The organism is Frigoribacterium sp. PvP054, from assembly GCF_040547465.1.
Taxonomy (GTDB): Bacteria; Actinomycetota; Actinomycetes; order Actinomycetales; family Microbacteriaceae; genus Frigoribacterium.
Genome location: NZ_JBEPPU010000009.1, coordinates 1 through 10,720 on the forward strand (window position 1 = coordinate 1; position 10,720 = coordinate 10,720).

Annotated in this window: 13 protein-coding genes; 3 read left to right on the top strand and 10 right to left on the bottom strand. The window is 73.5% G+C overall.

The annotated features are described in order from the left end of the window. Positions 1 to 155: 155 nt before the first annotated feature. The 7 genes from ABID81_RS11725 to ABID81_RS11755 all read right to left on the bottom strand — a co-directional run bounded on the left by ABID81_RS11725 (position 156) and on the right by ABID81_RS11755 (position 3,910). The gene (locus ABID81_RS11725) at positions 156 to 569 is read right to left on the bottom strand and encodes a hypothetical protein (RefSeq protein WP_354594970.1); all 414 of its coding nucleotides are present in this window, start codon (positions 567 to 569) and stop codon (positions 156 to 158) included. Continuing rightward, positions 569 to 1,663 (bottom strand): Asp23/Gls24 family envelope stress response protein, encoded by a 1,095-nt coding sequence (locus ABID81_RS11730; protein WP_354594971.1) that lies wholly within the window; start codon positions 1,661 to 1,663, stop codon positions 569 to 571. Before ABID81_RS11730 ends, ABID81_RS11725 begins: the two co-directional genes overlap by 1 nt. Positions 1,664 to 1,754: 91 nt before the next feature. After that, entirely contained in the window at positions 1,755 to 2,357 is a 603-nt protein-coding gene (locus ABID81_RS11735) for an Asp23/Gls24 family envelope stress response protein (protein WP_354594972.1), read from the bottom strand. Beyond that, complete coding sequence (locus tag ABID81_RS11740) at positions 2,354 to 2,932, bottom strand: Asp23/Gls24 family envelope stress response protein (RefSeq protein ID WP_194596207.1); 579 nt, start codon at positions 2,930 to 2,932, stop codon at positions 2,354 to 2,356. Before ABID81_RS11740 ends, ABID81_RS11735 begins: the two co-directional genes overlap by 4 nt. Further along, the gene (locus ABID81_RS11745; protein ID WP_354594973.1) at positions 2,929 to 3,282 is read right to left on the bottom strand and encodes a hypothetical protein; all 354 of its coding nucleotides are present in this window, start codon (positions 3,280 to 3,282) and stop codon (positions 2,929 to 2,931) included. The genes ABID81_RS11740 and ABID81_RS11745 overlap by 4 nt, the downstream gene beginning before the upstream one ends. Then, entirely contained in the window at positions 3,279 to 3,467 is a 189-nt protein-coding gene (locus ABID81_RS11750; RefSeq protein ID WP_054144850.1) for a DUF2273 domain-containing protein, read from the bottom strand. The genes ABID81_RS11745 and ABID81_RS11750 overlap by 4 nt, the downstream gene beginning before the upstream one ends. Then, positions 3,464 to 3,910, bottom strand: coding sequence for an Asp23/Gls24 family envelope stress response protein (locus ABID81_RS11755; RefSeq protein ID WP_354594974.1), 447 nt, complete (start codon positions 3,908 to 3,910; stop codon positions 3,464 to 3,466). The genes ABID81_RS11750 and ABID81_RS11755 overlap by 4 nt, the downstream gene beginning before the upstream one ends. Before the next feature lie 309 nt (positions 3,911 to 4,219). On the opposite strand from ABID81_RS11755, the gene ABID81_RS11760 reads away from it, so the two are divergent. The 3 genes from ABID81_RS11760 to ABID81_RS11770 are packed head-to-tail and all read left to right on the top strand — an operon-like array spanning position 4,220 to position 5,696. Next, the gene (locus ABID81_RS11760; RefSeq protein ID WP_354594975.1) at positions 4,220 to 4,759 is read left to right on the top strand and encodes an RNA polymerase sigma factor; all 540 of its coding nucleotides are present in this window, start codon (positions 4,220 to 4,222) and stop codon (positions 4,757 to 4,759) included. Next, complete coding sequence (locus ABID81_RS11765; RefSeq protein WP_354594976.1) at positions 4,756 to 5,364, top strand: Asp23/Gls24 family envelope stress response protein; 609 nt, start codon at positions 4,756 to 4,758, stop codon at positions 5,362 to 5,364. The genes ABID81_RS11760 and ABID81_RS11765 overlap by 4 nt, the downstream gene beginning before the upstream one ends. After that, complete coding sequence (locus ABID81_RS11770; protein ID WP_354594977.1) at positions 5,361 to 5,696, top strand: hypothetical protein; 336 nt, start codon at positions 5,361 to 5,363, stop codon at positions 5,694 to 5,696. The genes ABID81_RS11765 and ABID81_RS11770 overlap by 4 nt, the downstream gene beginning before the upstream one ends. A gap of 67 nt (positions 5,697 to 5,763) precedes the next feature. Here the strand turns inward: ABID81_RS11770 and ABID81_RS11775 are convergent, their stop codons facing one another. Genes ABID81_RS11775 through ABID81_RS11785 form a run of 3 tightly spaced genes read right to left on the bottom strand, consistent with a single transcriptional unit; the run spans position 5,764 to position 10,718 of the window. Beyond that, positions 5,764 to 6,774, bottom strand: coding sequence for a glycosyl hydrolase (locus ABID81_RS11775; RefSeq protein ID WP_354594978.1), 1,011 nt, complete (start codon positions 6,772 to 6,774; stop codon positions 5,764 to 5,766). Continuing rightward, on the bottom strand, positions 6,771 to 9,689 hold the full coding sequence (locus ABID81_RS11780; protein ID WP_354594979.1) for a carbohydrate binding domain-containing protein: 2,919 nt from the start codon (positions 9,687 to 9,689) through the stop codon (positions 6,771 to 6,773). Before ABID81_RS11780 ends, ABID81_RS11775 begins: the two co-directional genes overlap by 4 nt. Positions 9,690 to 9,749: 60 nt before the next feature. Then, positions 9,750 to 10,718, bottom strand: coding sequence for an ROK family protein (locus ABID81_RS11785; protein ID WP_354594980.1), 969 nt, complete (start codon positions 10,716 to 10,718; stop codon positions 9,750 to 9,752). Positions 10,719 to 10,720 lie beyond the last annotated feature (2 nt).

Here is a 10,720-nt window from a genome sequence, read left to right on the forward strand (position 1 = left end):
GTGGGGGGGGGGGGGGGGGGGTGGGGGGGGGGGGGCGCGGGGGGGGCCCCCGGGGGGGGGGGGCGGGCGCGCCGGCGGGGGGGGGGGGCGGGGGGCGGGGGGGGGGGGGGGGGGGCGGCGCCCCCCCCCCCCCCCCCCTCCTCGGGGTGGTCGCGTCAGCTGCCCGGCCAGAACCTCGCGACGAGGTCCTGGATGAACGGGATCACGTCCTGCACCTGGTCGACGCCGGCGATCGCGACGGCCACGAGGGGCCAGAGCGACACGACGAGCGTCGAGATCACCGCGGCCACGCCGAGCACCCAGGCGAGGGCGCCGTTGCGCACCTTGACGATGAGCAGCAGCAACAGCAGCGCCAGCACGTAGCCGATCGCGATCGCGGCCGCGATCGAGCCGACGGGCACGTCGAGGGCGCCGGCCGTGCCGCCGTCGGCCGCGCCGATCAGGGTGAGGACCGGCAGCAGCACGCCGACGACGATCAGCCCGCAGAGCACGACCGAGGTCACCAGCGCGGCCCAGACCGCGCGCGGGCGCGGGCGTCGGGTCGTCGTCGTGGTGCGTCGGCCGAACATCACTTCTCCGTCGTCGGGGCGTCGGCTCCGTCGACCACGACGTGGGCGTCGCTGTCGGCGTCGACCTCGACGGTCACGGTGCCCCCGTCGACGGTGACGACCACGTCGGCGTCACCGTCCGCGTCGTCGCCTGCGTCCGAGGAGGCGCGGGTCGCGTCGTCACCGGAGGCCCGGTTCTCGTCGACCGCGTCGGCCACGCCGTCGACCGCGTCGGCAGCCTTCTCGCGGGCACCGGCGACGACGTCGGACGTCGCGTCGAGGGCAGCGTCCGTGGCGTCCGCGGTCTTCTCGCGGGCGTCGGCCCCGGTGTCGACGGCGGAATCGCGGGCGTCCGAGGCGGCCTCCTTCGCCTGGTCGGCCACGTCGCGCGCCTTGTCGGCGACGTCGTCGGCCTTGTCGGCCGCCTTCTCGCCGACCTCGGCAGCGGTGGCCTCGGCCTGCTCGGCCACCTCGCCGGCCTTGTCGCCCAGCTGGCGGGCCTTGTCGGACAGGTCGTCCGCCGCGGCCCTGGCCTTGTCGGACAGGTCGCTCGCCGCGGCTCCGGCCCGGTCACGCGCCTCGCCGGCGGCGGCCTTGGTCTTCTCGCCGGCCTCCCTGGCACGGTCACCCGCGGCCGAGGCGGCGGCTCCGACCTTGTCGCCGGCGTCCGAGACGGCCTGCTTCGTCTTGTCGGCCGCGGCGTTCACCTTGTCGGCGGCGTCCTCGTCGGCGTCGAACGGGCCGTGCACGTCGGTGACGGTCACGTTGACCGTGACCTCCTCGCCGTCGAGCTGACCGACGGCGTGCTGCACCTGGGTGCGGACGGTGTCGGCGAGCGTCGTGACGTTCGTGGGGTACTCGGCGACGACGGCGATGTCGACGATCAGACCCTCGTCGGTGGTGCCGGCCCGCACGCCGGGCACCGAGCCGGTGCCGATGGCGGTGCGCAACGCGCCCGCGAGGCGCTGGGTCGAGGTGCCGAGGGCGTGGACGCCCGAGACGCCGAGGACGGTGACGCCGATGGTGTGTTCGAGGACCTCTTCGGGCGAGGTGGCCCGGGTGGACGCCGCGGCGTCGATGTCGATGGGGGTGACGTGGTGGGTGGACTCGCTCATGAGACCGGCCTTTCATCGTGGTGCGTGGGGTGGAGCGACGGACGGCCCCCGTCCTCGATCGAGGGCCGTCCGCGCGGTGTGTCGACGGTCGTCAGTCGAGCCGGGTCGCGGACGACATCTGGCTGCGGAGGCCGCCGTTGATCTGGATCACGACGGGGGTCTCGGTGCCGAGCAGTCCGTCCCAGTGGGCGACGGCCTGGTCGATGCTGCGACGGATGTCGGTCGGCGAGACGCCACGGCGGGCGTTCGCGGTCACCCGCAGGACCGACTCGCGCTTGACGCGGAAGGCGGTGACGTCCACCGAGACGATGCCCGGGGTGTCGGCCAGCGCCTCCTCGAGGACCTGTTCGGCGACCTTGGCGTCGATGACCAGACGACCACCGGTGGTCTGGTCACCTCGCGATCCCTCGTCGACGGTGAGCAGCGTGCCGGTCTGGCCGTGCCCCTGACGCAGGGCGAACCAGGCCAGCAGGACGATCAGCACGAGGCAGGCGACCGCGACGACCCAGAGTATCCAGGGCTGCTGGTCGAGGGCGTCCGTGGTGGGGCCCTTGGCGTCGGAGGCACCCTGTGAGACCGTCTGCTGGACGTCGGGCAGGAGGGCACCGACGGCGACCGCTCCACCGGCGAGCAGCAGCACGAGGCCGATGACGAAGACGACGATGCGGTTCAGAGCGCGGTTGGTGCTGTTCATGCTCCGACCGTTCCTTTCTCGGACAGCTTGACCTTGTGACGCAGGGCCGGGCTGAAGTCGTAGGCGTCGAGCTCGTCGCGGACGGCCTCGTCGATGCTGCGCACGTCGGTCTGACGACCGGAGGTGCGGGTCACCTCGATGAGGGCGCTGCGCTTTCCGACGCTGACGCTGACCTGCGAGGGGTCGACGTCACCGGCGTAGCTCGCGGTGCGGGCCAGCGAACGGGCGATGACCCGGTCGTCGACCACGGCCACGGTGCGGTCGGCCTTCGCGCCGCGACGACCCCGGCGACCGGGGGCGAGCGAGACGACGATCAGGACGAGCCCGATCAACGCGACGACGACCGCGACGGCGGTCAACGCGCCGACGGGGGCGCTGGCGGCGTCCAGCGTCGCAGCGACCAGGTCGGTCGGTGCGAGCAGCAGGGGTGCCTGGCCCACGGCCTCGAGGACCGACTCGGTGCCGATCCAGGCGAACACGACGATCAGCAGCACGGCGAGCGTGATGGCGATGCCGGCTCGCGACGAGTGCGTCTCGCGGCGCACGATGCGCTTGTACAGCGATGCGGTGCTCATGCGACGCGTTTCCTCTCTCGGACGTCGGCGCTCGTGATCTGCAGGTCGACCTTGTCGATGCTCGACCCGGTCAGCTGCAGGACGCGTTCACGGATGGTGGTCTGGGCCGTCGTGAGACGGTCCAGCAGGGTGCCCGAGCGACGCTCGGTCACCCCGAGGGGCGAGACGCGGATGGGCGTCCTGGCGATCACGCTGAGTGCGCCGTCGTGGTCGGCCAGCTCGACCGACACCTTCGACGCGGAGACCTCGAGGGCCTCCGCGGTGACGGCCGAGACGACCCGACGCACGGCACGTGACGTGATCTTGTTCCGGCCGTGGAGGGCCTGGTCGGCCGTCACCGCCGCGGTCACGACGACCGCCGCCCGCGGAGAGCGTCGGCGAGGCCGCGGATGTCGAGCTTGCCCTCGACGACGCGTCCCACGCCGAAACCGATCGCCATGGCGATCGCGACGAACACGAAGGCCCAGAATCCGAAGGCCAGGGCGGTCAGCGCCAGGACGGCGCCGACCAGCATGCCGGTGGTCGTGGCGGTCACTTGACGCGGCTGTCGTCGGCGTCGTCCTTGTTGTCGTCCTCGGAGGGGATGTAGACGTCCGAGATCGTGACGTTGACCTCGGTGACCTCCATGCCGACGACCTGCGAGATGGCCTCGGTGACCGACGCGCGGACGTCGTCCGCGACCTTCTGGAGCTCGACGGGGTACTCGGCGACGATGACGATGTCGGCGGCGACCTGCTTCTCGCCGACCTCGACCGAGACGCCCTGGCCGCGGTCCTGCTGGTTGATCACGTTGCGGATCGCGCCGATGGCACGAGCGGCACCGTTGCCCAGGTCGTGCACGCCACGCACCTCGCGCGCGGCGATGCCGGCCACCTTCGAGACGACGCCCTCGGCGATGGTGTTCTTGCCGGCCGCGTCGTGCTGCGTGTTCTTGGCGGCAGCGGTGCTGGTGCTGGTGGCGGGGGTCACGTTGCTCATGGTTTCTCCTTGCGCTGGGGCCGGGGGTGAGCCCGACCGGTGTCTGCGTGCCCGTGAAGCGGGACACATCATTCAGACGCATCGGCCGCACCGCATGTCATGGTGGGTCAGCCAGCTTTCAGGGAACGATCCGGCGGCACTCACTAATCGGCCATCACGTCCCCCGACCCCGCCGCGGGGTGGTAGTCACTTACCCAGGGACGAACGCGTCCCGGCACACCGTCGATCCGATCCGAGGAGGTCGTCATCTCCACCGACGACCCCCGCCCCGCCGACCCCCCGGCCGACGACCCCCGCCCCGCCGATCCCTTGCTCGCCGCGGCCGACGCGACCCTGGCGGTCCGGGCCCGCGACGGCGACGTCCACGCGTACGAGGTCATCGCCCGGCGGCACGGACCGCTGATGCGGGTCTACGCAGCGCGCCTCCTGGGCTCGGAGCTAGAGTCGGACGACGTCGTCCAGGACGCGTTCCTGACGGCGTGGAGGCGCCTGGCCGACCTCGACGACCCGTCAAGGGTGCGCAACTGGTTGATGCGCATCGTGAGCAACAAGGCCGTCGACCGGTTGCGGGTCCGGCGGGACCACGACGACGTCGACCGGCTCGAGGTGTCGGCTCCCCGGCACGAGACACCCGAGCGCGTGGTCGAGGCCCGACTGCAGCTCGACGCCATGTGGGCCGCCCTCGACAAGCTGCCGCTCGACCAACGACGGTGTTGGCTGTTGCGAGAGACGGCCGACTACTCGTACGCCGACATCGCGGAGGCCCTCGACCTGCCCGTCTCGACGGTCCGCGGCAAGATCGCGCGGGCCCGGACGTTCTTGATCACCGAGATGGAGGCGTGGCGATGAGCACCGACGACCACCTCTCCCTCGACCCACCCGAACCCGACGACACCGTCGACGGCGTCTCCGTCGACCGTCTGAGCGACTACCTCGACGCCGGCCGCACCCCGCGCGACGCGACCATCGAGGGCTCGGCCGCCTGCCGCCTCTACCTGCAGTCGCTGGCCCGGGTGCGCGAGCTGTCCCGCGCCTCCCTCGAGCACGAGGCCGCCCGCCGGCCCGACCGCGACGGTGCCTGGATCGACGGCCTGCTCGACTCGATCAGGCGCGAGGTCGTCCGGGGACGCGAGATCCCGATCAGCCACCCCGACGCCGGGGTGCGGCTGAGCGTCACCGAGGCTGCCGCGCGGGGGCTCGTGCGCCGTGCGGGCGATGCCCAGCCGGGGGTCGTGCTCGGGTCGACGAGCTTCGAGGGCGACCTCTCGACCGCCGGTGCCGACGTGGCCGTCCGGGTGACGGCCGCGGCGCGCTACGGCCTCGACCTCGGCGCGGTGGCGGACGAGTTGCGTGCCCGGATCACCGAGGCCCTCACCCGGCACACCGGGCTGACCGTCACGCGCGTCGACGTCCTCGTCGACGACGTGTTCGTGGCCGGAGAGGACGACCGATGAGTGACGACGCGCTGTCCCGAGAGCTCACCGACGTGCTGCGCCGGGTCGCCGGGGTCGTGGACGTGTTCGACGCGCACCCCGTCGTCGAGGGCGCCGTGCGCGTCGTCGCCGCCGGACTCGACCTCGCGGGCTCGACCGGCCTCGTCGAGATCGAACGGTCGGGGGCCTCGGTCTCGGTCACGGCCCACGTGGCGACCGCGCTGGACACCCCGACGCCCGAGACGCTGGCGGGGGCGGCCGACGCGCTGCGCGAGCACCTCGCCTCGGCCGGCCTGTCGGGCGACGACGTCGTGGTGGCGGTCTCGGCCCGGCTGGTCGACGCGCCCCGCTGACCTCGTGCCGGCGCAGCCCGCGCCGACACCCCGCCTCCTCGCCCAGCCCGTCCCGTCCTGCTCCGTCCTAGGGGATCGCGACGTCTCCCTGGTGCAGGACCCGCGGGTTCGCGTAGGTGTCCTTGATCGCCTGGTGCGTGTTCGCGGACTCGAGCTGCTCGGACCAGTGCATGAACCACGTCCAGTTCGGCTGCGCGGCGAGCTGCGCCGACGTGGGCATCTTGCCGACCTCCGCGAGCGCGACGGGCTTGCCGTCCGCGATGGACTGCATCGTCTGGTACTCGCCTGCACTCGGGAACGCCTTGTACCAGGCGTCCAGGGTGACGACGTCGACGTACGAGCTGCCCGGGTAGTAGCCGGCGAGGCCACCGGCCGGGTTGTCCTGCACGTTCCAGGCCCAGATGAGGTTCGTCATGCCCTTCGTACCAGCGAGGTAGTCGCGGGTGATCTGGTAGAGCTTCGCGGAGCCTGCCGACCCCGAGCGTCCACCCCACCAGGCCCACTGCTCGTTCATCTCGTGCAGCGGGCGGAAGACGGCGGGCACGCCCGCGTCCTTCAGCTGCTGCAGGTAGGGGACGACCTCGTCGAGCCGTGACTTCCACGCCGAGTTCAACGCCGTCCCGTTCGTGGTGAGCTGCGTCCACTGCGCGTCCGTCAGGTTCGCGTTGACGTCGTCCCACGAGCACGACGAGCCGACCGTCGGCGGGCAGACGTGCCAGGTGAGCGAGACGAGCGCGCCGTTCTTCCACTCCGTCTTCGCCTGGTCGACGACCCGCTGCCGGTTCGCCACGTCGGAGGCGGCGAAGAGGAAGTCCCCGCCCCAGAGCGCCGGGTAGACCCCGGTGATGTCCTTGACGCGCTGCGTGTACTGGCTCGGCTGCCCGGCGGGTTCCTTGTTGTGCTGCCCGCTGATGGTCTTCTGGCCCTTGATGCTCGCCAGGTAGTTCAGCACCGTGCTCTTGCCGGTCGGGCTGAACGCCTCGGCCGGGGTCGCCGCGGGGGCACCCACGGCGAGGACCCCCGCCAGGAGGAACGCGACGCCGACCCCGAGGGCGGTGCGCTTCGGACGTGCGGTCATGATGCTTCTCCTCGCTCGACCACCGAGGTGGTCGTCGATGCGAGCCGACGTCGTCGTGCGGCCCGGAGTGCGACGGCACCGGCGATGACCGATGCCAGGGCGGCCAGGGCGAGCGCCGTGGTCGAGGTCGAGCCGGTGGAGGCGAGACCTGTGGAGGCGGTGGTCGCGGAGGCCGGGACGGTGCCGGTCCCGCCGACGGGCACCGCGCCTCCCGCACCCGACCCCGGACCTGCGGCCGGTCCGGCACCACCGCCCGGCGTGCCGGGCGTGCCCGGCGTGCCCGGCGTGCCCGGATCGACGGGCACGACCGCGGCGGGGTCGACCGTCGTGACGACGTCGTCCACGAGCAACTCGCCCGCGCCGTCGCCGCCGAGGTAGAACGCGAGCTGCGTCACGCTCGACGGGTCGAGGACGGCGTCGCCCGCCCAGGCGGGCGGTCCGAACGCGCCGAAGGGCACGTCGACCTGCTGCCAGCCCTCCCCGTCGACCGCGAGGGTGGTCTCGAAGTACGACCCGCCCGCCACGATCTGCACGGTGACGTCGTCACCGGCCGGGGCGCGCACCGACAGCGAGAGGCCGGTGTAGCCCCACCAGTCCTGCGGCTCGGCGAGGGTGCGGACGACGCCCGCGTAGCCGGGGCCGGCGAGGTCGTAGGCGAACCGGCCCGCCTGCGAGCCCGTGGACGGGTTCTCGCCGAGGGTGGGCGTGACGGCTCCGCCACCGGTGTTGCGCACGTAGGTGCCGGCGAGGGCCGCGTCGTCGGCGTACTCCTCGAAGTCCTCCACGACGAGCGCCTCCGTCGGCAGGGGACGCGTGGCGAAGGCCGCCGTCGTGGGCACGGACGTCGTGGTGCCGACGCCGTTCACGGCCTCGACCGACCAGCGGTAGGTCGTGCCGGGCACGAGGGTGACGTCGGGTCGGTGCGACGTGCCGGTCAGACCGTCGGCCGAGGCCACGACCGTGCCCTCGGGGTCCGTGAGCGCGAAGCGGTAGTAGGCGGCGTCGGTCGCGGCCGTCCACGTGAAGTCCGGCGTCGAGGTGGTGCCCGTCGTCCCGTCGAGGGGCGCCTGGAGAGAGAACGCCCCGGGCGACGTGGTGGGGTCGACGGCCGCGGACCGCAGCGTGGCCCGCGTGAGGTGCGCGTCACCGGTCAGCACGACCCGGACGTGGTCACCGGCGAGGCCGTCGGCCACGACCGAGCCCTCGTCGGAGACGACCGTCGCGGCGGGCACCCAGGTGCTGCCGTCCGCGCTCGTCTCGACGCGGGCGGTGGCCGGCTCGTCGACCCGGAACTCGGCCCGTGTGAGCCCGGCACGCTGCCAGGCCACCGAACCGGACGTGCCGTCCGTCGCGACGACGGACCCTCCGTCGGGGTCGGCCGCGACCGTCACGCCGTCGTGCGCGGACGAGAGGCGCCAGTCCTGGACGGGGTCGACGAGCACGTCGCCGCCGTCCGGGCGGACGACGTCGGACGCGGGCCCGGTCGTCCCCGCGCCGTCGAGTGCCCGGACCCGGTAGGAGGCGCCGGCCGGGGACCCGACGTCGGTGACGGTCCCGGCCGACGCGCCCAGCGCCTCCTCGGTGACGGTCGCCCACGGCTGGTCGGCGACCCGTCGCTCGACGACGTAGCCCGTGGCGCCGGCGGTCCCCCGCCAGGTGATCGTCGAGATGCCCTGGGCTCGCTGCACGCTCGTCACGAGCGGAGCCTCGAGAGGCAGGGCGGGCAGCACGACGCCGATGTCGCGGGCGTACTGGCGGATCGCCTCGGCCCGGGACTCCTCGGACGGCGTCCCGCCGGGCAGGTGGAAGGTGAAGCCGTCGTCGTGGGGCACGAGGCCGGCGCGGTCGTCGTGGCCGAACAGCGACCAGGCGAACATCCCGGAGACGGCCGGGTCCTGGGCGATCGGGCCCAGGAGCGCGGGCGTCGCCGCCGTCGAGGCGTACTCGCCGGCGATGTAGACCTTCCCGGCGGCGGTGACGGTCGCGGCGTCCGCCGAGACGCGGGCGGCCGTCGGCGGGTAGTAGTGGACGTCGACGATGTCGAGCGCCGTCGAGGCGAGGGTGTCGGGGTCGACGTCGAACCGTCGGCCGGCGGCCACGAGCTGCGACGGGGCCTGCCGCTTGATGTGGGCGACCTGCTCGTCGATCCACGGCAGGGTCATGCCCTCGAGTTCGTTGCCGAGTTCCCAGGCCATGATGGTCGGGTCCTCGGCGTAGGGCACGCCCGTCAACGCGTTGGTGCGCCCGACGACGTGGTCGACGTAGTCCTGGTACGCGGCGATCGCCCGCGGGTCCGTGTAGAAGTCGGCGGACTCGAGGCCCAGGGGCGTCGTGAAGTCGCGGTGGCCTCCGTGGTAGTACTCCCACTCGTCGGTGAGCGGCAGGACCAGCCGGATGCCGAGCGATCCGGCGTACGCGACGGCGAAGTCGATCGTGGCGAAGGCGTCGTCGTCGTACTCGCCCAGGCTCGGCATCAGCGCGAGCGTGTTCGCGTCGTCCTGGCCGGTCGAGGTGCCCATGTGCGAGCGGACGACGGTGATGCCGGCACGGTGGGCCGAGTCGAGGGTGTCCTTGATGCGGAAGAAGGTGGGGTGGTCGACCCCGCCGACGTTCTCGTCGAGGCCGAGCCAGTAGACGTTGGCCCCGCTGGCCCGGAAGGTCTCTCCCCCGAGCCGGAGGCGTGACGCGTCCCGGGTGACGAACTCGGTGTTCCGGGTCGTCCACTCGGCGCGCGGCGCGGCGGACGCGGCCTCCGCCTGGTGTGGCGTCAGGGGTGCGAGCGAGCCGAGCAGGACGCCCGTGGCGACCACGGCGCACACTCGGATCGACCGCCTCCGTGTCGGTCTCGAGGTCGTGCGGGACGGATGGTCGTGGCGGGGGTGGTCGGGGTGGCTGGTGGCGGTCGGTGTCGTCATCGGTGCTCAGGCTCCTTCGGCTGTGCGGTGACCAGGGCGGCCCGGTCGGGCCGCCCGGTGTCAGGTGGTGCTGACCAGCCGCCGTGTGTCGACCCGGTTCGGGTCGACCATGTCGGGGCGGTGGACGAGTGCGGCGGCTCCCAGCAGGGGAGCGGCGGATCCGAGGGCGGCCGGGACGACGAGCACCTCGGCGGCGTAGGCGAGCACGGTGGCCCGACGGGCCGCCTGGCGCACCAGGTCGACGTAGTCGGGCACGACCCCCGCGAAGCCGCCGCCGACGGCGACGGCGTCCAGGTCGAGCAGCGTGGTCGTGCCGGCGATCGCCTGGCCGACGGCGGCGGCGGACCGGTGGACGGCGGCCAGGGCGGTCGGCTCACCGGCGGCGCACGACCGGGCGAGGTCCTCGCCCGAGGTCCCGGCCCAGCCGTGGCTCCGGGCCCAGCGGACCGCGCTCGTCCCGGACGCGACGGCCTCGAGCGTCGTCGAGTCGGCGTCGCCTGCTTCCCCTCCGAAGCCCGCGACGTGGATCTGCCCGATGTGCCCGGCGTTCCCCGTCCTGCCCGACACCAGGGCGCCGCCGACGATCAGCCCACCGCCGACCCCGGTCGAGACCACCATCGACATCGAGTTCGCGAGCCCGGCGGTCGCTCCGCGCCAGTGCTCGGCGAGGGCGATGCAGGTGCCGTCCAGGCGCAGCCGGACCGGCAGGGCCGGGAGGCGGCCCTCGACTTCCCGGAGCAGGTCGAACCCGGCGAGCACGGGCAGGTTCTTCGGGCTCACCGTGCCCGCGACGAGGTCGACGGGCCCGGCCGAGCCGATGCCGGCCCCCACCAGCTCGCCGCCGGCGGGGAGGGCGGCCAGGGCGCCGTCGACGACGGTGCCGACGGCGTCCCGCAGATCGGCCCGCGAGGCCGCCGGGCCCGTGGCGGCGCGCACCCGACTGCCCCCGGCGATCCGGCCGCCCTCGTCGACGAGGGCGGCCTCCACCTTGGTGCCGCCCAGGTCGACGGCCAGGGCGAGCCCCGACATCG